The organism is Pseudoalteromonas ardens, from assembly GCF_030125445.1.
GTDB lineage: Bacteria > Pseudomonadota > Gammaproteobacteria > Enterobacterales > Alteromonadaceae > Pseudoalteromonas > Pseudoalteromonas ardens.
The window spans coordinates 203,342-226,556 of sequence record NZ_JASJUV010000007.1; the positions used below are offsets into that span (position 1 = coordinate 203,342).

Annotated in this window: 17 protein-coding genes; 10 read left to right on the plus strand and 7 right to left on the minus strand. The window is 49.9% G+C overall.

What is annotated here, in order from left to right:
• Nucleotides 1–328: 328 nt before the first annotated feature.
• The 6 genes from QNM19_RS19465 (at nucleotide 329) to QNM19_RS19490 (ending at nucleotide 6,806) form a co-directional block, all read left to right on the plus strand.
• Complete coding sequence (locus QNM19_RS19465) at nucleotides 329–1,018, plus strand: ABC transporter ATP-binding protein (protein ID WP_049863544.1); 690 nt, start codon at nucleotides 329–331, stop codon at nucleotides 1,016–1,018.
• Nucleotides 1,019–1,026: 8 nt separating this feature from the next.
• On the plus strand, nucleotides 1,027–2,358 hold the full coding sequence (locus QNM19_RS19470) for an ABC transporter permease (protein ID WP_284027120.1): 1,332 nt from the start codon (nucleotides 1,027–1,029) through the stop codon (nucleotides 2,356–2,358).
• A gap of 9 nt (nucleotides 2,359–2,367) precedes the next feature.
• The gene (locus tag QNM19_RS19475; protein WP_049863545.1) at nucleotides 2,368–3,573 is read left to right on the plus strand and encodes an ABC transporter permease; all 1,206 of its coding nucleotides are present in this window, start codon (nucleotides 2,368–2,370) and stop codon (nucleotides 3,571–3,573) included.
• Nucleotides 3,574–3,715: 142 nt separating this feature from the next.
• Complete coding sequence (locus QNM19_RS19480; protein ID WP_049863546.1) at nucleotides 3,716–5,050, plus strand: ABC transporter permease; 1,335 nt, start codon at nucleotides 3,716–3,718, stop codon at nucleotides 5,048–5,050.
• A 10-nt stretch (nucleotides 5,051–5,060) separates the two neighbouring features.
• Nucleotides 5,061–6,269, plus strand: coding sequence for an ABC transporter permease (locus QNM19_RS19485; protein WP_049863548.1), 1,209 nt, complete (start codon nucleotides 5,061–5,063; stop codon nucleotides 6,267–6,269).
• A 162-nt stretch (nucleotides 6,270–6,431) separates the two neighbouring features.
• On the plus strand, nucleotides 6,432–6,806 hold the full coding sequence (locus tag QNM19_RS19490) for a hypothetical protein (protein ID WP_049863549.1): 375 nt from the start codon (nucleotides 6,432–6,434) through the stop codon (nucleotides 6,804–6,806).
• Between the two features lie 13 nt (nucleotides 6,807–6,819).
• Here QNM19_RS19490 and pbpC read toward each other — a convergent pair whose 3' ends face one another.
• Nucleotides 6,820–8,994: a penicillin-binding protein 1C gene (gene pbpC / locus QNM19_RS19495; protein WP_284027121.1), complete on the minus strand. Its 2,175-nt coding sequence runs from the start codon at nucleotides 8,992–8,994 to the stop codon at nucleotides 6,820–6,822.
• A 38-nt stretch (nucleotides 8,995–9,032) separates the two neighbouring features.
• Entirely contained in the window at nucleotides 9,033–13,538 is a 4,506-nt protein-coding gene (locus tag QNM19_RS19500) for an alpha-2-macroglobulin family protein (RefSeq protein ID WP_049863550.1), read from the minus strand.
• A 252-nt stretch (nucleotides 13,539–13,790) separates the two neighbouring features.
• Here QNM19_RS19500 and QNM19_RS19505 point away from each other — a divergent pair, with 252 nt between their 5' ends.
• Both QNM19_RS19505 and QNM19_RS19510 read left to right on the plus strand, forming a co-directional pair.
• Complete coding sequence (locus tag QNM19_RS19505; RefSeq protein WP_049863551.1) at nucleotides 13,791–15,227, plus strand: mannose-1-phosphate guanylyltransferase/mannose-6-phosphate isomerase; 1,437 nt, start codon at nucleotides 13,791–13,793, stop codon at nucleotides 15,225–15,227.
• Entirely contained in the window at nucleotides 15,214–16,665 is a 1,452-nt protein-coding gene (locus QNM19_RS19510) for a phosphomannomutase (protein WP_049863552.1), read from the plus strand. Before QNM19_RS19505 ends, QNM19_RS19510 begins: the two co-directional genes overlap by 14 nt.
• On the opposite strand, the gene QNM19_RS19515 is transcribed toward QNM19_RS19510, so the two are convergent.
• The gene (locus tag QNM19_RS19515; protein ID WP_049863554.1) at nucleotides 16,643–17,518 is read right to left on the minus strand and encodes an AraC family transcriptional regulator; all 876 of its coding nucleotides are present in this window, start codon (nucleotides 17,516–17,518) and stop codon (nucleotides 16,643–16,645) included. The two genes, QNM19_RS19510 and QNM19_RS19515, sit on opposite strands and share 23 nt — an antisense overlap.
• A 199-nt stretch (nucleotides 17,519–17,717) precedes the next feature.
• Here QNM19_RS19515 and QNM19_RS19520 point away from each other — a divergent pair, with 199 nt between their 5' ends.
• Nucleotides 17,718–18,272 carry a TFIIB-type zinc ribbon-containing protein gene (locus QNM19_RS19520; protein WP_049863562.1) on the plus strand — a complete coding sequence of 185 codons (555 nt, stop codon included), beginning with the start codon at nucleotides 17,718–17,720 and terminating at the stop codon, nucleotides 18,270–18,272.
• Nucleotides 18,273–18,301: 29 nt separating this feature from the next.
• Here the strand turns inward: QNM19_RS19520 and QNM19_RS19525 are convergent, their stop codons facing one another.
• The 4 genes from QNM19_RS19525 to QNM19_RS19540 form a co-directional block, all read right to left on the minus strand.
• Nucleotides 18,302–19,366: an acyltransferase family protein gene (locus QNM19_RS19525; protein WP_049863555.1), complete on the minus strand. Its 1,065-nt coding sequence runs from the start codon at nucleotides 19,364–19,366 to the stop codon at nucleotides 18,302–18,304.
• Nucleotides 19,367–19,648: 282 nt separating this feature from the next.
• Entirely contained in the window at nucleotides 19,649–20,755 is a 1,107-nt protein-coding gene (locus QNM19_RS19530) for an MBL fold metallo-hydrolase (protein ID WP_417712663.1), read from the minus strand.
• A gap of 107 nt (nucleotides 20,756–20,862) precedes the next feature.
• Nucleotides 20,863–21,678, minus strand: a complete 816-nt coding sequence (locus QNM19_RS19535) for a sterol desaturase family protein (protein ID WP_049863556.1) — start codon at nucleotides 21,676–21,678, stop codon at nucleotides 20,863–20,865.
• Nucleotides 21,665–22,099, minus strand: coding sequence for an SRPBCC family protein (locus tag QNM19_RS19540; protein WP_049863558.1), 435 nt, complete (start codon nucleotides 22,097–22,099; stop codon nucleotides 21,665–21,667). The genes QNM19_RS19535 and QNM19_RS19540 overlap by 14 nt, the downstream gene beginning before the upstream one ends.
• 90 nt (nucleotides 22,100–22,189) lie before the next feature.
• On the opposite strand from QNM19_RS19540, the gene QNM19_RS19545 reads away from it, so the two are divergent.
• Nucleotides 22,190–23,188 (plus strand): AraC family transcriptional regulator, encoded by a 999-nt coding sequence (locus QNM19_RS19545; RefSeq protein WP_049863560.1) that lies wholly within the window; start codon nucleotides 22,190–22,192, stop codon nucleotides 23,186–23,188.
• Nucleotides 23,189–23,215 lie beyond the last annotated feature (27 nt).

The window sequence follows — 23,215 nt, forward strand, 5'->3', positions numbered from 1 at the left end:
GCGGGTAAGCAGCACTTTGTTTTGTTAACAAATCTAAGCGCTTAAAAATACGCTTAATTATTACTTTCAAATACCTACAACAAATGTAGTAGATAAAATCAGAGACATCTTTAGTTTAATGGAACGTTTAAAAAACGTGACTTTAAATGTTTTTTTGTGTACCTTCTTGAGTTCGCTGGCGGATTGCTTATGTGCTTAATTTTAGACATAAGCTTCTCAAGCTGCCAGCGCGTTGTCCTGAGGGCAGGCATGTCTCGTGTGCCTGTCGCTGTAGGAGTGAACGAGCTCCAGAATTACAAGAATAAAGACAATCCATAAGGAAATTTTAATGCTTAAAATGTCAAAACTGGCGAAGGCTTATTACACGGATACGGTAAAAACTCAAGCGCTGCAACCATTTGACCTGGAAGTTCAGCAGGGCGAGTTTGTTGCTGTTATTGGTCCTTCTGGCTCAGGTAAAACAACCTTCCTGAACATTGCAGGATTGCTGGAAGAATATTGCGAAGGGCAGTATTTGCTCGATGGTAACGATGTCACAGGCCTGTCAGATAAGCAAAAGTCGCGCTTACGAAATGAGAAAATCGGCTTTATCTTTCAGGGGTTTAACCTGATCCCGGAACTGAATTTATTCGACAATGTCGAAATGCCGCTGCGCTATCGCAGCTTTAGCAACAGTGAGCGCAAACAGCGAGTTATGGACGCCTTGCAGCAGGTCGGTCTGGCAAGTCGAAAAGATCATTACCCACAACAGCTCTCTGGTGGTCAACAGCAGCGTGTTGCAATCGCACGGGCATTGGCGGGCAGCCCGGCATTTTTGTTGGCGGATGAACCCACAGGTAACCTGGATTCAAAGATGGCTGATGGCATTATGTCCCTGCTTAAAGATATCAACGCCAAAGGTACGAGTATTTTAATGGTGACACATGACACGGAGCAGGCCAGTCAGGCACAAAGGATCATAGAGATAAAAGACGGTGTGCTGAGTGAGCGTCTTGCCCCAGAGCAGGCGATTGCTTAGGAACACATATGTTGAGTTATTATTTTAAGCTGGCGTGGCTCAGCTTACGCAAAACACCATTGCTGAGTGTGCTTATGGTGAGCACTATCGCTTTGGGGATTGCTGCGGCGATGGTGACATATACCGTGAGTTATATGATGACCAAAGATCCCCTGCCAGCAAAAAGTGACAGATTGTTTACTGTGCAACTAAGCTCCTGGGGGCCTGATCAGCCTTATCTGATGGTCGATGGCCAGGAAGAGATACCCGCAATGGTCTCTTACCGGGATGTCCGAGGCCTCAAAGCGGCCGCGAAGGCGAAGCAGGAAACGGCCATCGGGCTGTTTAAAATAATGAGCCGGGCTGAGGAGCAAAATCGCCGAGATGCACAAATGCGTATGATACGCACCACCCACAACGATTTCTTTTCTATGTTTCAGGTGCCATTTTTATATGGTAATGCCTGGTCTGAACAGGATGACAGTTCAGGTAATCCGGTGGTTGTGATCACCAAAGCCCTGAATGATGAGTTGTTTGGAGGCGCCAACTCGGTGGGCCGCCATATTGTTTTGGGTGAGTCGTTGATGCAAATTGTTGGTGTGATGGACGACTGGTTTCCGATCCCGAGATTCTATTATTTATCTTCACAGGCATATCAGGACCCTGAGGCGCTGTTTGTACCGCTGGAATATCAGATTAATCAACAAATTTTTTCTCATAACGACGTAACCTGGTCCTGTTGGCAAGACGTTGAAGATGTCGATTTTAGCGTTTTCATTGCGTCTGATTGTATTTGGCTGTTTTATTGGGCTGAACTGGAGTCAGCCGAAGACAGAGCTGATTATATGGATTTTATCAATGCCTATGTTGATGAGCAAAAATCGGCAGGTCGGTTTGCCAGAGAAAATCTCAGTCGCTTATTCACCATTGATGAATACCTGCGCTGGGCTGAGGTGCTGAGTAACGAAAATGACATGGCAGTGTGGCTGGCGTTTGCCTTTTTACTGGCCTGTTTGCTCAATTGCATGAGCCTGATGATGACCAAGTTTTATGGTAAAGGCAGTGAAATAGGGCTACGACGAGCTGTGGGAGCCAGTCGTAACGACATCTGCTGGCAGTTCCTGTGTGAGGCATTTCTGATTGGTATATTAGGGGGCGTACTGGGTCTGATATTTGCGCAGCTGGGTTTGCAGCTAATCCAGCAAATATTCACCTATCTCAATGTCACCATTATGCAAATGGATCTGAAGATCATGCTGATGACTTTGATTCTGTCTGTGGTGACCAGTGTGTTATTTGGTTTGTGGCCAATTTATCGTGCAGCGCAGATCCAGCCATCCAGTCAGCTTAAGAGTTTGTAGGAGGAAGTCATGAAGGATTTTACCGTCATTCTTAAATCTCTTTGGCACAGTAAAACGTCTCCTTTGCTGTTGGTGTTACAGATAGCCGTGACATTTACCATTTTTGTCAATGCCGTTTATATGGTGATGCAAAAGCACGAAAAAGTGACAGCGCCCAGTGGTGTCAACGAAAAGCAGGTGTTTTCCCTGTTTATCAACTTACAGGAAACCGGGGAAGCCCGAGTTGCTGAGTTTGAGCAAGCAATACGCGATATTAAAGGCCTGGACAGTGTCGATAATGCCATCCCTGTGACCTCTGTGCCCCTGAGTGGGTATGGTCGCTCTGTTGATATTGGTTATGGCCCGGCTGATGAAGACAAGCTCACCTCGAGCGGTTATTACGGCAGTAATTATGACAGCCTCGATACCCTGGATTTGCAACTAGTCGCAGGCCAATGGTTTGAAAGAAGTGATGTCTCGCACTCTTTTTTTGGGGCACGGTCTGGCGGGAAAGTGGTGATTTCCAGAGCGCTCGCGCAAACATTGCATCCTGATAACTGGCGTGATGTGCTCGGCAAGACTCTGTATGTGCACAATGAACCACAGCAGGTGATTGGTGTTGTGGACGATCTCAAGGCGGTCTGGAGCTTTTGGCGGCTCTTTGAGCATGCTGTATTGTCCCCCACATTTGAAGTTCGGGACAAAGTGGGCATTATGGTAAAAGCAAAGCCGGCTGCGCTGGATCAGGCAATGCTGGATGTCAAAGGTCTGCTGCTGATGACGCCTGGCAGGCAAATCGATAAGCTCAAACCGTTTAGTCAGATCCGAGAGGAAAGCTACCGAACAGATGTAGCTGAGTTGCAAACGTTGCAACTGGTTCTGGTGGGATTATTGCTCCTGACTATGCTGGCCATTTTCGGTCAGGCCCGGTTTGCAATTTTGAAGCGCCGTAAGCAAATTGGCACCCGTCGTGCGCTCGGGGCCAATCAGTTTCAGGTGTTGCGTTACTATATGTTAGAGAATTTTATTGTGACGTTGATTGGCGTGGTCATTGGCATACTCTGTGCCGTTTTGGTCAATACGCAGCTGGTGAGCTATTTCGGTCTCGCGCCGGTACCGGCCGATTACTTGACGACAGGCGCAGTGATTATCCTGTTTGCTGGTCAATGTGCTGTGTTTCAGCCTGCGTGGCAGGCTGCGCGTGTTTCGCCGGCGCTGGCGACACGCAGTGTTTAAAGTACAGGTCACATGATGTGACCTGTATCTAAAGGAAATATAATTAAAATAATAAAGGAATAAATATGCGATTCAATTCAAATCGGTCGACCTTGTTTGTACCTATTAAGCCCCCTAATCAATCCATTTCGGGGAGGTGGGTATGTTAATCGGCTACTACTTCAAACTTGCCTGGCTCAGTCTGAAAAAGACGCCGTTGTTAAGTATTCTGATGATTGGCACGATCGCGATGGGCATTGCGGCCACTATGATCACCTCGACCGTCAGCATTATGATGGCACAAGATCCCTTACCTGAAAAAAGTGAGCGAGTTTTCTCCGTGCGCCTCAGTAGCTGGAGTCCGGATAAAGCGTATCAACTGGCTAAAGGGGAGGAAGTGATCCCACCTATGCTGACCTATATGGACACCATGAATTTGTTAGAGGACAGCAAAGGCCTGCGGCAAAGTGCGGCGGTGATGTACAAAAGTATGGTGCGCAGTGAAAGTCAAACCGACAAAGAAGCCAAAATGCTGCGCTTCAATTCCGTCAATAATGATTTTTTCACCATGTTTAATGTGCCATTTTTGTATGGTGCTCCCTGGTCAGATCAAGCGGACCGGGAAGGGGCTGCATTGGTTATCCTGGACAGGCAAACAAACGACCGGCTATTCTCGGGTGCTAACTCAGTCGGACAGCACGTGTATATCGGAAAACACCTGGCAAGAATAGTCGGGGTGATTGACAGCTGGTCGCCCCTTCCTCAGGTATTTCACGGACCACATCACGCGCATAATTTGCCTTTCCCTTTGTTCACCCCCTTTCAATTTCAGGTCAACAACAATCTGTTGTCGAAAGGCGAAATGGGCTGGCAATGCTGGGCGCCATTGGGTGATGGCACACTGGAAACCTTCCTGGCATCTGAGTGTGTATGGATCCGCTATTGGGTTGAATTGGAAGCCGCTATGCATCGCGGCGATTACATGGATTATATTAATGCCTATGTCGAAGAGCAAAAAAGAGGTGGGCGATTTGCGCGAGAGAACCTGAGTAAGATTTTCAATATCAATGAGTCGCTCATTGAAGACCATGTGGTGGAAGATGACGACTTCATTGCTGTCTGGTTAGCCGCTGCATTTCTTGTCGCTTGCCTGCTCAATTGTATGGGCCTGATGCTGATAAAGTTTTACGGCAAAGGCGCAGAGGTGGGGTTGCGCAGAGCTGTGGGGGCCAGTAAGCAACACATCGCACTGCAGTTCGGTTGTGAAACTGTGTTGATTGGCATCTTAGGGGGATTCCTGGGGCTGGCCCTGGCACAACTGGGTCTGCGCATAACTGCAGATATATTTGCACACTTGCCTGCGGGTCTAATGCAAATGAGCTTTCCATTGGTGGTGATGACCGTTGTTTTGGCGGTGCTTTGTAGCACTTTGTTTGGCTTGTGGCCAATCTATCGGGCGGCGCAAACGCAGCCTTCTGCTCAGCTGAAGAGCTTATAGGAGCCAGGCAATGAATGATTTAAAACCGATACTAAACACTCTGTGGCGTGCTAAATCAGCGCCACTATTATTGATACTACAAATTGCTGTCACTTTTACGATTTTGGTGAATGCGGTATATCTGATCATCCAAAAGGAGGCACTGCTGATTGAACCCAGTGGACTGGATGAAGACGTGATTTTCACATTTCAGACCAACGTACAAAGCAGTGAACCAGAAGAAATGATCGCGCTGGTCAAACAGGATTTACGGGATATTCGTAGCTTACCCAGTGTTGAAAATGTGACTGTCATGAATTCATTCCCGTTGAGCGACTGGGGAAGTTATGCACTGACTGGGTTGGGCCCAACTGATGAAGACATGAATATCTATACGGGTTACTACACCGGAGATGAGCATGCCATCAACACGATGGGGTTGGAGTTAATCGCAGGTGAGGCGCCAACAGAAGGTGAGGTACAAGACTCGATAGATTATAGTGCAGATGTCACACAAGCGATTGTATCTAAAGGGTTTGCAGAGCGCTTTTACCCGGATGACTGGCGTGCGATATTGGGCACTACTGTTTATTTGAATTATGAGCCTTACATTGTGAAGGGCGTGGTCAAAGAGTTGAAATCAGTCTGGCCTAACTGGTATTCCCATGCCAATACGGTATTGGTTCCGTTACGGCACATCAGCAGTGACTATAAGGTCCTGGTACGCGCCCGGCTAGGGGAGCTTGAGCAGGCAAAACTACAGGTCGTAGAGCAGCTTATGAAGACACCGGGTCGCCATTTGGATAAAGTGATGGACTATCAGCAGATGCGTGAAGACAAGTTCAAATCCGAGACTGCGGCGATCAAGACTCTGTACTGGGTCATTGTGGGGCTGGTGCTCCTGACATTGCTGGGAATTTTTGGTCAGGCGCGTTTTACCATTGTAAAACGTCGCAAGCAAATAGGTACGCGCAGGGCACTGGGCGCCAGTCGGGGAGACATTTTACGTTACTGTATGGCAGAGAATGCAATTGTGACCTTCATCGGCATTGTGTTAGGTGTGATCTGCGCGCTGCTTGCGAATGTTCAGCTGGTTAATCACTTTGATATGGCACCTGTACCCGTTATTTATTTACTTCAGGTCGCAGGGGTTATTCTTATTGTTGGTCAGCTGGCTGTGTGTCAGCCTGCGTGGATGGCGGCCAGAGTGTCTCCGGCACTGGCAACACGCAGTGTCTAACAGACGCAGGTAATGCATTAATGTAGCTGCCTCACTATCAGGTTAAACTTTCCCCAAAAGGGGGCTTACGCACTCTTTTGGGGTTTTATTAATGTCATTTTATAGTCATTTTGTAATTTTGTTCTAACATTATATGAAACTAATGTTATCAGGAACGGGATTATGCATCAGCCAGACTTACTTCCAGTCGCAGATATCTTCTCTGAATCAATAAATAACAGTGGCTGTTACGGTGTTGTTAAGTACATAAAGGGAAGTCAAAGTGTTTATGTTAAGCAGGTGTTTATAAATCGGCTTGGCAGCGGAGTAAAACCGGACCTCAGTGCCGACGACATCGAATTTTTCCGCTATCTGGATTCTATTTTGCGTTATTGCTACGTGCTGGTATACGTTAAAAATGCCACAACGGGTGACTATGACAGTGCCATTTTCCTTGATGATTATGAGGCTATCCAGGGAATAAGCAAAGAAGAGGCACAACAGCGCCTGGTTGATTTACACACTGTGGTGGGCTATCTAAAAACCGCAATGCAATAATACAATGCTTACATTAGGGATGTATGACGATGTTTTGCTGGTCACAGTGTTCGGCAAAGCAAGCCGTGATCACCACATTGCCCTGATAATCAGATAAAGGCAGCGTGGTTGACGCATGTGGTTCATGATTGATATACCAGCGAACTGCTTTATCTTGCGGATCACCTCCCCCCGATACCGTTAACTCTATTTTTGATACTTGCTGGCGATAATAATGCTGACCACTGCGTGGTTGGATGATACGGATCCGCTGATTGTCCGTGTTTTGAGTCGGGGCATTGTGTCGTTCAAGCCAGCTGGCAAGGTCATCAGGCCAGCCGGGCTTAGTCATAAAATGCCCCTGGCTGTGCATTGTGGGCGGTGTCATGCCATTGAGGGTGTAGGCTGATAACTGTGTTTGGCAAGCACTGTTTGGGGTATTTTGGTGTGCCAGACCACCCGGCCAGCAGATCTGTACTGGCTTGACCTGAGCAGGTAAAGCGAGCCTGTGCACATCAGCGGGAAGCAAGTCAAAGACATCAAACATCAAAGGCGCAGCGCGTGTTGCTCCGAGGTATCCGACTATTGGGCTGGCATCGGGGCGTCCTACCCAGACTGCCACCGTGTAGTCTGCGCTGACGCCAACTGCCCAGAAATCCCGGTAACCATAGCTGGTGCCGGTTTTCCAGGCGATTTTGCGACGATTGCTGGGGACGACTCGATCCGGTGCCGACAACTGGCTAAGCATTTCAAATGTGATCCAGCTGGCAGCAGGAGAAAGCAAAGCATAGTCTGAGCGCGGCAAGTGCGGGTGGTGTGCGATAAGAGATAAGTCTCTGACTTTGCCCTGACTGGCCAGTGATCTGTATAACCTTGCCAGTTCGATTAGTTCAATCCCGGTGCCACCCAGTCCGACAGCGAGGTTTGCATGTTGATGATGTAGCTTAACCTGGGCATTGCTCAGTTGTTGTTCAAAACGCTCTGCACCGATCCGGTGAAGCAACTGAATAGCCGGCACATTGAGAGAGTGTTGCAAAGCTTTGCTGGCGCTCACCGGCCCACTAAACTGTCCGGTCAGATTTTGCGGCTTATAGCCGTCAAAACTGCTGGGGATATCGCTCATCAGGCTTTGACTGTGGATCAGGCCCAGATCCAGTCCCAGCCCATAAATAAAAGGTTTTAATGTTGAACCTGGGGAGCGTACCGCGCGGATCATATCGACATGAGCGAACCGACTATCGTCGCGAAAATCAACGGAGCCTTGGTATGCCAATACTTCAGCGTGCTGATTATGCACTATCAGAACAGCCGCTGAACTTTTTCCGGTCAACCTGTGTTTTGTATGCGTCAGTAATTTGCTGAGGCGCTGCTGTAGCGTATGATCCAGAGTAGTACGGATCACATGCTGTCCCGGATATTGGCGTTTTAGCTGACGGCTTAACAACGGGGCCAGAGGCGGTTGAGCATCGGAGGATAAGCTCACAGGCTCGCGGCTCAACAGCCCTAGCTGCTCAGGATTCACCAGTTGGCTGTCGGCCAGTCGCCGGAGTACTTTGTTACGCATGGCTCTGGCGCGCTCGGGGTAACGATCCGGGCGGTTGTAGGACGGCTTTTGGGGTAATACGACTAATAAGGCAGACTGGTTAATCGATAAGTGCCTGGCGGGCTTGTTAAAGTAACGTCGCGATGCGGCTTCAACGCCCTCAATATTTCCGCCAAATGGTGCCAGATTGAGATATAAAGTGAGGATCTCTGCTTTGCTATAGTGCCATTCCAGTTGTATGGCTCTGGCAATTTGCTTTAGTTTTCCGGGAACTGAGCGTTCATGTGGGTCAAGTAGCCGGGCCACTTGCATGGTCAGGGTTGAACCGCCAGAAATAATCCGGCCATGGACCAGCCATTGCCACAGTGCTCTGCACAGTGCCAGTGGGTTGACGCCAGGGTGATAGTAAAACCAGCGATCTTCGTAATCCAGCAGGGCAGTCACATAAAATGGATCAACCTGTTCCAGGGAAATCCGATAGCGATGCACGCCTCGGTTGTCGCTGAAGGCACGTAATTGTTGTCCATCACGTGCCGTAACCACAGTGGCAGGACCATCCGGGTAGGGCTGGGGCAATGGGTATTGCCAGTCCAGCCAACTCAGTAACAGCAGACCCAGCCCCCCAATCGTCAGAATAATTCGACCGGGGTAGCCAGGAGATCGCATTGGCTTAGCCGATATCACGTTGGTGCCCCTGTGACATATCAGCGCTCGACCTCTAATTGATACGGGTATTGCCAGTAAATGACATGTTTATGGGGTCGGTACATAGATTCCAAATAACTGGGTGGTACCTGGTAAACTCCAGGCACTTCTGCTCGGAGTATATAAGCAAACTGGTATTTTTGGGTCGTGAGCTTGAGTGCTGCAACATAACGATCGTTGCGGTACTCAGTGTGCTCTGTGGGGGCCAATGTGACGTGTTCAGGCAGTAATTGTGAGACTGGAAACCCTTGCATTAATGCCGGGTTCTCAAGCACAAATCCTGCGGGTATACGTTCAATTAAGAGTGCATCCGGTACGGGCTCTTTAGTTTGTACATCAAGCACCACGATCACACGCTCACCGACTTTGAAACGGGCCTTATCCAAAGGTTGACCGTTTAAGTCAAACAAGCGTCTGACCATACGCTTGGTTTCCAGAGTGTTAAACGGGCTAATCTCATTAGCGATACTGGGATCCAGTTTGAGACGGCCTTTAGCCATCAATTGGATATAAACAGGTTCGTCATGTGGGTTGCGTAGTGTCATCGTTTGCGCAAGTGTATGACTGATCACCGCAGGGTGTTGCAATTGCTGATCATTAATTTCCAGTCGCACCGGGTTGTCTGGGTCGGCCTTATTGACGTGTACGGCAGTACGCAGCAAAGCAGCACGCTCTTGCGTACTGAGCCAGGTTTTCAGGGCTTGATCTGGCAGTTGCTCCAGCAAGCTTGTCTGCAGCGCACGTGACTGAGTGCGTAGTGCAGCATGCTTTGCCAGTTTCGCCAGTATCAGCGCTGATTGGGCGTCGTCACGTAAGGCAGAACCGTAATCGGCAAAATAGGTGCCAGTACGATTAAGTGTGCTGGCTTGTCTGAGTAGTAACGCAGCCTGTTGGGTAGCACCGACATTGGCCAGTGCCGACGTCATGTGCAGTATACTTAACCTGGAGGGATAGTCGGTGATCCGCAAGGACTCTAAGTCGCTGTAGCTCACCTGACCGCGCTGACTGGCAAGATAAGCCGCGAAGCTCTTTGCCGCGGTTGCTTCATACGCATCCTGGCTAAGGTCATCAACCAGGCTATCCCGGGTATATCTGAGCATGCGATAGTGTGCTCGGTTGAGCATACTATGCGGGACTGTGCCCGGAAAACGGTTTTGCGCCTTGGTCAAAAATTCTGTGACATAAGCGCTTAACCAGGGATGTTCTGCGCCCTGGCTATCCCACAAAGCAAAACCTCCACTGGGCTTTTGCATAGTCTTGAGTCGTTGCACTGCCTGACTGACCAGTGTGCGAGGGTCGTTTAGTTGTTCAGCTTCAGCCAGTTTGCTTTGCAGTGCCTGTTGTAAAGCACCATCAAGCTGCGGGTGTTCGAGCAGAAACGGCCAGACCTTGCTGGTGGTTTGCTCTGCACAGCCATAGGGATAGGCACGCAAAGCGGCGGCATATTCCCGAATAGGTAATCTGGGCGTATGACTGGCGTAAAGAGTACCTGCATCTGTTTTATCGACGTGCAATCCCTGCCAAAGTGCCGGACTGATTTGATGGCTCTGTCCGGGAGAGAGCATCAGGCTGGTGGCCTGTACTATGTCAGGCTCAATGGCTTTGATGGGCACAGACCAGCTACGTGTTTGTGTGATGTCTGTACTTTGCAGTTCAATTTGCACTGTTGCTGTGTGTGACAAGGGAGTGTTGGCAACCACCAGGCGCAGAGTCTTGCTCCAATGCGCTTGGTCGTCCAGCGTCATTGTAAAAGAGGTGTCTTCGGTAAACTGAACAGGGCCAGAAGGCTGGAGGCTGACCGATAAGGCCTGCTCATGGCCACTGACGTTATGCAAGTCCAGCGTGACGGAAGTTTCATCACCCGGGACTAAAAAGCGCGGAACGCTGAGCTCTGAAATAACAGGGGCGCTGACCGGTCGGGAGTCGACGTAGTGACCTACCTGAGATTGATTGAACGCGGTCGCAACGATTTGAACTTCGCCGTTGTAGTCTGGCATGTCGAGCGTGATGCTTGCTTTGCCGTCAATCAGCTGCACCGGCTGAGTCATCAGGATCACGGTTTTGCTTTCGACCAGGTTATCATTGCGGTTGTCACTGCGTTCATTGCTGTCACTGCCAAAGCGGGACTGCGCAAACGGGTCGGGGCGGTTATCATAGCGTCGAGAGTATAAATCAACCACATCACCTCCGTAACGGCGGTGATTGAACAGGTAATGATGCGGGTCTACCGGGTAATAGCGGCTCAGGTTCAGGATCCCTTTATCCACTACGGACAAAGTTACCCAGCCCTGGTCGGCCTCAGATCCCGCCACATTGTCAGCCTGGATCTCGACGGTGAGTGGTTTGAGTGGCTCTATTTTGTCTGGTAAAGTCAGGCTAAGCACCAGCTCGCGGTCTTCGCGCGCCAGCTTGACGGGGACAATCCCAAAATGACGTTGCAGCGTGCTGGATTGGCCACTGAGCAAGGTCGCACTGAGATACAGGTCGTGGCGTGCCAGTGTTTTATCTAATGGGACGCGCAGCGTCGTTTTTCCTTTGCGTACGGTGTGGCTTTGTGACCACAGTACTTTGTCGGTCTCCAGCGCCAACTGCAACTGTCCATCAGTCGGGACATCCAATTCGACCGTCACGACTTCACCGGCCTGATAATGGGTTTTATCCAGTTGTATAGTAAGGTGTTGTGGTTTGGCCTTCAGTTGCTGGTAACCCCGATACCAGCCAGCGTAAAAGTCATAAACGGTTTTGATCTGACTGTTTACGTCAGTGACGGTTAGCCGATAGTTGCCCCAATCTACCGGGAAGCGCACGGTGTGAGTGTTCTGGTTTAGGTTGACGGTTTGCCTGGCTTCACTGCGCCACTGTGGCTGAGACTGGCGACGCCAGCCGATGCCTTCTTCATAAAACCAGAAGTAACGACCCTGGTCGTAACTGAGTTCGACCTCCAGCTCACCACTTGTTAACTGCTGACCGTCCGGACTCAACAGTGCAAGTTCAAACTCGGCGTCCGTGGCGTATTTAAATTCTGCTTGTGCGGGTTTCACCGCCGGCAGTGGGTGTGATTTCCAGCTGGTGTAGCTTAGCTGGCGTTGCACCGCCGCGCCGCCGGACTCAAGCAGGCTTAGATTCACCTGGGTTTTTACCGGGCTTTTGAGTGCCCCGGCAGGCACTGTGGGCAGGGTCAGTGCCAGTGTTCCTTGTTCAGATAAGCGCTGATCTGGCAGGGTCTGAAAATGGTTGCTCAGGTAAAAGTCTTCGCCCACAAAAAAAGCGGCATAGGGACCCGGATAGTGGCGCACGGCAGAATGAACCAGACTGGCTTTCAAGGTATTGCCTGCCGCGGGGCTGCCAAACAAATAACGCCCTTGTACTGAGACCGCCAAGGAGGAGCCTGCACTGATGAATGGCTGTTGTCCGCTGAAGGTCAAATCCATGCGTTCAGGCACAAACTCTTCCAATTGAAACTCAAAATGACCGATTGCGGACTGCGCAGTGGGGTCGAGCATTACTGACACTTTGTAGCGCCCGGTTGGCCAGCTTTTCCCTGTATGCAGGTGTTTACTAAAGAAGCCGCCCTGTTGAGGGATGAGTTGTTCGCGGAGCATTTCCTCTTGCAAGGGATTGGTTACGCTGAGCGTAACGGGCTGCTCAACAATCGCAACGCCATCGGCATCCCGCAAAAGAATGTTTACGGGTAGAGTCTCACCCGGTTTTACCAAATCTCGGTTGCTGTATATGTAGGCTTCCTGCTCCTGATAGGGTCGGCCACCAATCTGGTAATCTGATAAATCCAGTGGGACTTCCTTGATGGGCAGCAATGCCAGATCAGGTTCGTCCTGCTCACCATACTCAGCAACGATGATGTCATCGCGGTTCAGTGTGATGTCAAAATGTACGGTGCCCTGGGTATCGGTTTTGGCCTCGCGCAGCAGTTCATGCTTGCGGTAGGCCTTAACCCTGGCACCTGCGACCGGCAACCCATTGGACAGCCGATTTATCTGAAAGCTGGCATGGCGTTTAAACACTTTGGCCTGTATGCCCAAGTCGGTGAGTAACAGGTGCTTTGCCTGTAAATCATTAAACATGCCAGGGGCTTTTAATACGATGATGTACCAGCCACTGGGGAGGGATTTGGGGATTGGTAATCGGGCGGACTGGGTGCTTGTTTTGGTGCTGTTGGGCAGCGTAAATCGGTCGGCAAAGACACTGTCGTAGGTGTATTGCAGTCTATCCAGTGAACTGGGATAGAGCTTGTCTGTCAGGTAGTAACGGCTAAGAAAGTCATGTGCACTGTTGAGGCGCAGCAATTCCACATCCACGGCATCGATGTGCTGATAGGTAATTGGAATAGACTGGCTGGATCCTTTAGCGACCAGGGGTCCCGAGCCAACAATGGCCAGTTTTGGTTGCTGCATGACTTTGGCTTGAGCCTGAATGCCCGTTTGCAATAAGAAGATAAAAAAGAAAACAAACACGGCGATGGAATGAATGGGGGTCGTACCCGACATGTTAAAGCTCCTTGGACCTGCACGGGGTGCAGTTGGGTTTTGGACAGTTCCTTGGTTGCCAGTAAAGGCGTCGCAAGATCATATCATACATCGGATTATCAATCTGGGGGTCAGTAACGCGATAACAGAGTGTAGTACATCAGCGTGAACCGTGAGTGAAGCACGAAGCATTGCTCCGGCAGATACTCTGCGAGTAAAATGGTGAATGGGTAAAGTTGAACAGTGATACAGTTAGGGTGTCTGGGAGTAAATATGATATTACCGGTTATTTTGTGTGGTGGCTCCGGAACCCGGTTATGGCCCATGTCGCGCGAACGCTACCCTAAACAGTTTTTGCAGCTGGGCTTTGAGCACACGCTGTTGCAGGACACTTTACTGAGGCTTGAGCCAGATGGTCATCAGCCAGCATTGGTGATTTGCAATGAGGTACACCGTTTTATTTGTGCCGAGCAAATGCGCGCCATTGGTTATCAGGCGGGTGGGATTATATTAGAACCAGAAGGGCGCAACACGGCACCAGCCATCGCTCTGGCAGCGCTCAAAGCTTGCAAAACAGGTGACGACCCAATATTGCTTGTACTGGCGTCTGATCACCACATTGGTGATGTCCCGGCATTCCGTCAGAGTATTGAACGGGGTCTGACTTTGGCGCAGGGTGGTAAATTGGTGACCTTTGGTATTGTGCCTGACAGCCCGCATACAGGGTACGGATACATTCAATGTGGTTCGCCCCTTACCCATGATACCAGAGATGATATGGGGGCTGAGGTCGCAGCGTTTATTGAAAAGCCTGATCTGCAAACAGCACAAGGCTATCTTGAGCAAGGCGGTTATCTCTGGAACAGTGGTATATTTTTATTTAAGGCAAGTGAATACTTAAATGAGTTGGCCCAGCACAGACCTGATATCTTGCAGGCCTGCGAACAGGCGATGGTACAGCCGCACGCGGATCTGGATTTCATCCGTGTCAATCGTGAGGCGTTTTTAACGGTCCCCTCCGAATCAATAGATTATGCCGTAATGGAGCACACAGAGCATGCTGCAGTCGTTCCCCTGAATGCGAAGTGGAACGACATCGGGAGCTTTGAAGCGCTGTGGCAAACCCTAAGCAAAGACCCCCAGAACAATGCCCATATTGGCAATGTCATGGCGCTGAACACACGGGATAACCTGGTCTTCGCACAGGAGCGCCTGGTGGCAACCGTTGGGGTGCAGGATCTGGTGGTCGTTGATACCAAAGATGCATTGTTGGTGGCTCACCGCAATCAGAGTCAGACGATTAAGTCGCTGGTGGATGAGCTGAAAGAGCGTGAATTAGCACAAGTAACTGACCACAGAGAAGTTTACCGACCCTGGGGCAAGTATGACATTGTTGATCAGGATCAGCGCTTTTTGGTGAAGCGGATCACGGTCAGGCCCGGACATAGTCTGTCACGACAATTGCATTATCACCGGGCGGAACATTGGGTGGTGGTGTCAGGCACTGCTGAAGTGGAGATCGGTGAAGAGCGTCGCTTGTTATGCGAGGATCAGTCGGTGTTTATTCCAGCCACTGTGGTACATCGGCTCAGCAATCCCGGTAAAGTTGATTTACAACTGATCGAGGTGCAATCGGGCAGTTATCTGGGAGAGGATGATATTATCCGGTTTGAGGATGATTATACCCGGGGGACGCATGACCTCAGTTAATTGCGCACAGCGCATTGCGCAAAGTGGTGTGCAGTTTGGCACCAGTGGTGCCAGAGGACTCAATGATGGATTTACGGCCCAGGTGTGTCAGGCTTTTATGGTCGCTATGATTGCACAACTGCAACCTCGTTATGGCTTTAGTGGGGTGGTGGTGGGTATGGACAACCGTCCTTCCAGCCCTAAGATAGCGCAAAATTGTATCAGTGCGTTACATGACTTAGGGATGATAGTGCAATTTGCCGGAGTGTTGCCGACGCCCGCATTGGCCTTGTATGCACAACGAAATAAGATGGCGGCGGTCATGGTGACTGGCAGTCATATTCCCTTTGACCGCAATGGGCTTAAGTTTTATCATCCCTATGGTGAAATAGACAAAGCCGATGAAGCGGCTATTGTGGCTTGTCGGGCTGTCCCAAGCCCAATGAACATACAACCTCTGCCAGACCCTGATCATAAGATAAGTTTACCGTATTTATCTCGTATGTTGGATGTTTTTCCGGCTGACTTATGCGCCGAGCTGACCATTGGTGTCTATCAGCACACCAGCGCCGGACGTGATTTATACGTTGCTGTGTTAGAGGCACTGGGCGCCAAGGTGATTTGCCTGGGACGCAGCAGTGAGTTTGTCCCGATTGATACTGAAGCTGTCAGCGAACGAGATAAATCCCTTGCCCGGCAATGGGCCTGTGAGCATCGGTTAGATCTGGTATTCAGTACTGATGGCGACGGGGACAGACCCATGATAGCCGACCATTCAGGGCATTGGCTTAGAGGCGATATACTGGGGCTGTTATGTGCCAAAGCACTGAATATTGAGGCGCTGAGTGTCCCACTGAACTGTACTACCTCACTGGAGCTGTGTGGAGAGTTTAAGCAGGTTAGGCGCACACGAATAGGCTCTCCATATGTGATTGAACAACTTACTCATTTGGCTGATATATACCCCACAGTTGCCGGGTTTGAAGCCAATGGAGGGTTTTTGCTGGGTTCGGATGTCATGATGAACGATAAAGTCATTGAACGTTTGCCGACCCGGGATGCGTTACTCCCACTGCTGGCCATCGTGTATCTGGCCAGGCAACGTGGCGTCACATTGGCTCAGCTAGTGCGTCAATATGCTGTGCGTTTCACTGCCAGCAATCGTTTACAAGGGGTTGCACTGGCCAATTCAGAAGCGTTGTTAGTTGCGTTGCAGGCCCAGCCGCAGAAGCTTGCGAAAGTGCTTAAGTGTGATGGCGTGCCGACGATATCCAGCACACTGGATGGTGTCCGTTTTGTGCTCGAAGATGGGTGTATCGTACATCTGAGGCAATCGGGCAATGCGCCCGAGCTGCGCTGTTATGCCGAAGCATCATCGCAGCAACAGGCAGATGAATTGGTTGAAATACTGCTGGGCGCGTTGGCGCAGCAAGTGTCTATGCCTGTACCAGGCAATTGATCTGGGTGAGTAATTCCTGAGGCGCAGTATCGCGGGTATCATTCAGGTACTCTTCAAATGGCGGGTGGTCAACCAATTCCAGCCCACTTTGTGGTAGCCATTGGCCAAACAGCCAGTTGTAGGGTTGTTCCAGCTCACTGTAATCCCCCTTGAAAGTCACCGACACCAAGTTACCCGCAGGAATGGTGATGGCCTCAAAGGTGTCTTGATCGAACTCAATGTCAGGAGGCAAGGTGATACAGGCCATGGCTCGGAGGTTATGCTGTTCTACTGTTTGTGGGTCGTCATAGTAAATGCCAAAGTAACGGGTCTGCTCGTTAATGAGGCCTGCGCTGCCTGCCATCATCCCGAGTTTTTCGAAGGTTTTTCCGATTTGCATATAGTCGCCCTGATGGGCCAGGCCAATCAGGAACAGTGCGTTTTGTTGCGTTTGTTTTACCTGGTACATGGTATTGTACTCCTGTGGTTGAGTCGGATAAAACGCAGCGCTTTGCAGGGTATCGCTTTGCTGTTGCTGGCGAAATTGATTGGGGGTCATACCATAATGGCGGCTGAATGCACGGTTAAAGGCTTCAACACTGCCATAGTTAACTCGCCTGGCGATTTGCTGCTGTGTGAGTGTGCTGCGAACTAAGTAAGATGCCGCCTTCAACATGCGCATACGTCTTACTGTGGCGTTCACCGGTTCTCCTATAAACTCACGAAATATGCGGTGGAAGTGGTAACAGGACATACAGGCCACGTCAGCCAGTGTATTCACGTCCAGGTCCTGATCAACATGATCATACATATAGTCAATCACTCGCAGCAGGCGCTGCTGATAGTGGTTGAGTGTGGTGATACGTGTTGTCATGGTGCTTTCTCGCTTCGGTTACAGGTCAATCAGTTTAGCATCTCGGGATGCACACAGTGGTGTTGGCGACGAAACTCAGCGTATATCAGGCGCGATTGATAATGTTTGCGCACTTGCCGAAATGCGCAAATTGAGGCCTGTGCTTATTTGCTTTACACTGACTCACGTGTATCACATGGATAATGGATCGGGAGATATAATGAAGTGCACAAGTTGTGGTGAAGGCCAGCTGCGCCCTGGGTTTATTGAAGGCTTATTTCGGGCGCATAGCTGTGACCAGTGCCAGGGAGATTGGATTCTGATAGAGGATTATGTCGCCTGGAAAGAGCGTAACCCTGATTATCAATTCGCAGAACAGATTGAGTTTGGCAATGAGGCAGAAGACAGCAAGCGCGCGCTGTTTTGTCCAGTGTCGGGGACTTTGATGCGTAAATTCAGGATCAGTGCAAGTAGCGCACACCGGGTAGATTACAGTGTCGCCACTGGCGGTATTTGGCTTGATAAAGGAGAGTGGCACTTGCTGAAAGCTGAGGGGTTGGCTGGCGCGCTGAACCAACTAGTAACCCAGCAGTGGCAGCAGCAAATCCGCGAAGACACCAGCCAACAGAACTTTGCTGATATCTATCAGGATAAGTTTGGTGATGAAACTTACCAGCGATTACGCGATATTCGTGCGTGGCTGAATAACCATCCTCAGAAAGCCGACCTGAGAGCCTATTTGATGGCAGAAGATCCCTATTCTGCCGAGCGTTAGGCGCATTGAACTGATGCGGGTGGCTACAATTAAACTTGATTAGCCACTTGTTCCGGCTGAACACTGCGTTTGGTGCGACGTGTCAGCCAGCTTGATACTGGTTTTTCAATCCCATAATGGAGTAACCCGGCTAGTATTATCATTGCGAGTGTGGTGAACACAACCAGGATGGCAATGTTGTGTTCGTTACCAAAACGATTAAACAGCATGTAGCCCAAATGCTGGTGGAGTAGGTACAGAGGATAGGTGAGTATGCCCAGGTAGTACCAGCGACGAAATCTGAATGGGTGACGTTTTGCCAGAGCGGTCAGGCACAGCAATGCAAAGAATATCCCGTTGATGAGAGCGATGGTGGGTCCGTGAAAGGGAATATTAAACCAGCTTTGCATCAGCGCACCAAACAACACCGACTGTGTCATCATAAATGCCAGCGATAGTACCAGCAGACCTGCCCCTTGCCAGTTCAATCCATCACGGCGTACAAGATAAAACACACAGCCACAGGCAAAGTAGCCACTCCAGTGCGGGAACATCGCCACGAACATATTGATGTTACTGCTCCAGGGCAAAAACAGCGCTAGCAAACTGACGCTCAGGACCAGTGCCAGTATGGCTTTGAGATAGGGCATGAGTCCGCATGCGACCAGCAAGACCATACACAGATAAAACTTGAGCTCGATGTACAGTGTCCAGTAAGCGCTATCCAGCGATGCAACGGAAAACAGCTCCTGTGCCATGGTGAGGTTGGTCAGGTACTGCCCAAGCGAGACCTTAAACACATCTTTGCCCCAGAGCAAAGTGGCCAGCGCAGTGATGGTAAGTGCTGCCCAGTAGGCAGGGTAAAGCCGGATAAAACGCGCGGTTAAGAACTCTCTGAGCGTGCGCCCTTGCAGGCTCATCAAGATCACAAATCCACTGATGACAAAGAAAAAGTTAATACCCATATAGGTATAGCGAGTGACTTCACGGACTGTCTCAAAGTCGGCGATTGGGGCAAACCCTTCCATATGCCCGGTGTAGGTGTAGTGAAAGATCACCACACCCAGCGCACAAATAAAACGCAGCAGGTCCAGTTCATAGACGCGTTGTGTCATAACAGCTTTCCTTATTGTTTTTATAGTGGCAGTTATGATGAGAGAGAGGATGGTTGTTTGTCTATAAATTAGCCACAAATGCGCGTGAAACATTTTCATGCTAGTCGTAGGCTAGGGGATTAATGCTAAGTGTGGTCAGTCATTGCTGTAAAAGGACCGATATCTGTGATGCAAATGCGTTCAAGCTATCGTTACTGTTTTTGTTAAAAGGTGAAACCCTCGCCAAACATCAAGCACGACGCAGAATAAATAAGTGCCAGTGACAAGGGTCTCAGGTTGGTTTTAGCGGTTCACTTGCGCCATTAGTGATTGCCACCAGGTTTGGTTTAAATAGGCCTGATTAATGGTGATGATTTCTCCGGGTGTTGGTGTGTTGAGCACAACACCTTGCTGCTGCGCTGCGCTATGTACACGCTCCAAAGGGTCATACCAGCTATGAAAGGCCAGATCAAAGGTCCCGTTGTGAATGGGGATCATGATTTTGCCGCGCAGGTCCAGGTGTGCCTGCACACTTTGCTCTGGGGTCATATGAATATCGGCCCAGTCGGCATCATAAGCGCCCGTTTCTATCAGTGTGTAGTCAAAGGGGCCATAGCGCTCACCAATGTCTTTGAAACCGGGGAAGTAGCCAGAATCGCCACTAAAGTAAAGGCGTTCGTGGTTGGTTTTAATGACCCAGGAGCCCCACAATGTGCGGTTTGCATCGCTCAGGCCACGCCCGGAAAAATGTTGGGTGGGGGTAAATGCCACCATCACGTCCTGATCATGCTGTTCTTGCCACCAGTCAAATGAATGAATTTTTTCAGCGTCTACACCCCAGCGGCGCAAATCTCCTTCCACACCAAGTGGTACTAAAAACTGGGCCGTTTTTGCATTGAGTTGTTTGACCGCATGTTTGTCCAGGTGATCATAATGGTTGTGAGAAATTAGCACCTTATCAATGGGTGGCAGTTCATCAAGCGAGATAGGTGGCTGATGAAAGCGGCTCGGCCCGATAAATGAAAAGGGGGATGCCCGCTCGGAGAAAACCGGGTCTAACAGCCAGTAAGCCCCATTCACTTTGAGCAATACCGAAGAATGACCAAGCTTAACGATATGTACGCCGACATCGGGCAAAGCGTTTAACTCAGCGCGGGTTAACGATGAAACAGGCAGTGCTTGCTCAGGCTCTGCTGCAACTTTGGTTTCAGTAAAAAATCGCCAGGTGATCGCCAACGTTTTACTCAGGCTGGCAGGCACGGTTGGGTGCAGGTTTTGAAACCGGCCTTTTTGAAAATGCTCTGACTGGTAGCCCTGAGATGGCACTTGTGCATTAAGATTAGAGATCATAGAACAGCCCCCTGTAATAGTGCCAAACACGATGGCGAAAATAACAAACCACTTTTTCATTGTGTGATCCAAAAGTAAACTACACTGTGCAGTTTACTTTTTTGGGTGGAAAAGTAAACTATTAAGTGTCTTTTTTTGAATGAACTATGCGGGCTGGCTGATGTTGTTTACTCTAAATGTCTTGGGGCTGACAGCAGTTGGTAAAGTTTCTCTTTGAATCCCTTAGCTTTTTTCAGTTTGCTGAGCAACACCCGGCACTCATGGAAATTGATGGATAGCAGCGTATCTTGCGGCGCACTGCCGACGATACCGTAACGGATCTGCTCTTGATGCTGTACGTCCGAGTAAGTGCCAAACAGTTTGTCCCAGATGATCAGCACACCTGCAAAGTTCTTGTCGAGATAGCAGGCGTTACTGGCGTGGTGAATTCGGTGATGTGTGGGGGTATTAAACACGTGCTCCAGCCAGCCCAGTTGACCAATCAGTTGAGTATGAACAAAAAATTGAAAAGCGAGGTTAATGGCAACGACAGCGAGGACCAGCTCAGGCACAAAGCCCAGTAAGATCATCGGAGTCCAGAATAGCCACATGCCGACAAAGGGGTAAAGCAAGCTTTGGCGAAAGGCCGTCGAAAAGTTCATGTGTGCAGAGCTATGATGGACCACATGTGCTAACCATAACCAGTGCACTTTGTGCGAAGCTCGATGAAACCAGTAGTAAAGGAAGTCTTGCAATAAAAAGGCGCCAAGCAGTGTCAGTGCTGTCAGGGGAATGTCAAACAGTGCCAATTTATGCAACCAATAAAACAGCGGCATCAGAACACCCAGGGCCAACAGGTCAGCACTTTGATGGAGTAAGGCGAGTACCACGTTGTGCAGACTGTCCTTAAGTCGGTAGTGCCCGGGAGCAATGTGATATTCCAGCACTATAGCAACCACAAAGACTGGACTGAGTAGTAGCAAGATCCACTCAACGGACAGCATAACTGGCCTCCAGACGCGTCAGGGCGAGGTTGATATCACGGGTGATCAGGCGACGAAGAATACAGCCTGGCAGGTACCAGGGTGGAGCAAAGCGCACGTGGTAATCAATCCGGGTCGAGGTGTTATTGTCGATTTGGCGCAGCCGGATCTCTCCCTGGTGTTTTCTCACCGGGAAATCGCCGACGATTTGATAGCGGATTGAACCGGGATCGGCATGCTGGATCTGTTCATAGAATCTGAGCCCCAGCATACGCACCTCACGAATACAGCCATTACCACCACGAATGGCCGGATGTACAGCGCTTTGCACGACTTTGAACTGGGCATTAAAAAAGCGATCTAACCTCGGGTGATCGAGCAGGGTCTCCATTATCTGATGGGGCGTGGCGGCGATGTTTCTTTGGCAGCGAACATTGACCATGGTTTTTCCTTATACACAGTTTTGTCTAGTGTAAGAGAGGATTATCTGGCAATCTTGCGAATAGGCGACGTAATTTTGTCCAAATGCGACATGGAAAACACTTTAGATAAAAACTATTTCAGCAGTGTGCACCACTACCTGGAGCAGCTAGGCTGGTTGCACGAAAACAGCAATAGGCACGAAAGTAACACGGACGCTGAGCAGGAGGCGAGGATCCCTTTGGCTGAGTATGAGCAGGTATTGCAAGCAGGGGCTGAGCTGACTAACGATCCTTTGTTTGGTTTTCACCTGGGCCAGCAGATCCAGTCTGCGGATTATGGCGTGCTGGGCTACCTGGTTGAAAGCTGCGAAAACTTGCATCAGGCGCTGATGGCGCTACTCAGATACGACCAGCTTGTGGCCAGTATAGGACAAGCGCAATTTCATCAGCAGGATGAGCGGGCTGTTATTGCTTGGGTGCCTAACTCACGAACTTCTCGTCATGTGATTTTGCGTAATATGACCGCCTGGGTTGCCTTAGTGCGTGCCTTGTTAACGCAACAGGCCTCACCAGAGCGGGTCGACTTAACTTGCTCATTGAGCAGGGCTGAGAGCTCAGAGCTGGCGCTGTGGTTTGGTTGCCCTGTGGTAGGCAGTCAGCATTGCAACCAGATTGTGTTTCAGCGCGCTTACCTGTCTTTGCCGTTCAGGCGGGCGAATTGCGTTATGCATGAGGCGTTACAGCGTCTGTCAGACAAAGCGCTGGCACAACTTCAGCAGCATCATACCGTGGCGACACAGCTTCGTATCATGCTGGCTGCCCGTCGCGATCTCAGTGATTGTCGGCTGGACAGGCTGGCTGGTGAATTAAATAAATCGGTGCGTCAGGTACAAAGGCAGCTTAAGCAATGCAATACCAGTTACTCGCAGTTACTGACCGAAGAGCGACTCAGGCGGACTCAAGACCTCCTGGGCACCATGGCACTTGCCGAGCTGGCAAGAGAGTTAGGGTTTAACGAACAAGCAGCATTTAATAAGGCGTTTAAGCGCTGGTTTGGGTGTTCTCCGGGAAAGTTCAGCAAACAAAAGCAGAACACGGAGGATTTCTGAGTAGGATTGGACACGGAGTACAACATA

Coding starts and splice junctions, on each gene's coding strand:
- QNM19_RS19470 (WP_284027120.1), top strand. CDS start 1,027: ATGTTGAGTTATTATTTTAAGCTGGCGTGGCTCAGCTTACGCAAAACA.
- QNM19_RS19500 (WP_049863550.1), bottom strand. CDS start 13,538: ATGTCGGGTACGACCCCCATTCATTCCATCGCCGTGTTTGTTTTCTTT.
- QNM19_RS19510 (WP_049863552.1), top strand. CDS start 15,214: ATGACCTCAGTTAATTGCGCACAGCGCATTGCGCAAAGTGGTGTGCAG.
- QNM19_RS19530 (WP_417712663.1), bottom strand. CDS start 20,755: ATGAAAAAGTGGTTTGTTATTTTCGCCATCGTGTTTGGCACTATTACA.
- QNM19_RS19535 (WP_049863556.1), bottom strand. CDS start 21,678: ATGCTGTCCGTTGAGTGGATCTTGCTACTACTCAGTCCAGTCTTTGTG.
- QNM19_RS19515 (WP_049863554.1), bottom strand. CDS start 17,518: ATGACAACACGTATCACCACACTCAACCACTATCAGCAGCGCCTGCTG.
- QNM19_RS19505 (WP_049863551.1), top strand. CDS start 13,791: ATGATATTACCGGTTATTTTGTGTGGTGGCTCCGGAACCCGGTTATGG.
- QNM19_RS19540 (WP_049863558.1), bottom strand. CDS start 22,099: ATGGTCAATGTTCGCTGCCAAAGAAACATCGCCGCCACGCCCCATCAG.
- QNM19_RS19480 (WP_049863546.1), top strand. CDS start 3,716: ATGTTAATCGGCTACTACTTCAAACTTGCCTGGCTCAGTCTGAAAAAG.
- QNM19_RS19475 (WP_049863545.1), top strand. CDS start 2,368: ATGAAGGATTTTACCGTCATTCTTAAATCTCTTTGGCACAGTAAAACG.
- QNM19_RS19525 (WP_049863555.1), bottom strand. CDS start 19,366: ATGACACAACGCGTCTATGAACTGGACCTGCTGCGTTTTATTTGTGCG.
- QNM19_RS19520 (WP_049863562.1), top strand. CDS start 17,718: ATGAAGTGCACAAGTTGTGGTGAAGGCCAGCTGCGCCCTGGGTTTATT.
- QNM19_RS19485 (WP_049863548.1), top strand. CDS start 5,061: ATGAATGATTTAAAACCGATACTAAACACTCTGTGGCGTGCTAAATCA.
- QNM19_RS19490 (WP_049863549.1), top strand. CDS start 6,432: ATGCATCAGCCAGACTTACTTCCAGTCGCAGATATCTTCTCTGAATCA.
- QNM19_RS19545 (WP_049863560.1), top strand. CDS start 22,190: ATGGAAAACACTTTAGATAAAAACTATTTCAGCAGTGTGCACCACTAC.
- QNM19_RS19465 (WP_049863544.1), top strand. CDS start 329: ATGCTTAAAATGTCAAAACTGGCGAAGGCTTATTACACGGATACGGTA.
- pbpC (WP_284027121.1), bottom strand. CDS start 8,994: ATGCGATCTCCTGGCTACCCCGGTCGAATTATTCTGACGATTGGGGGG.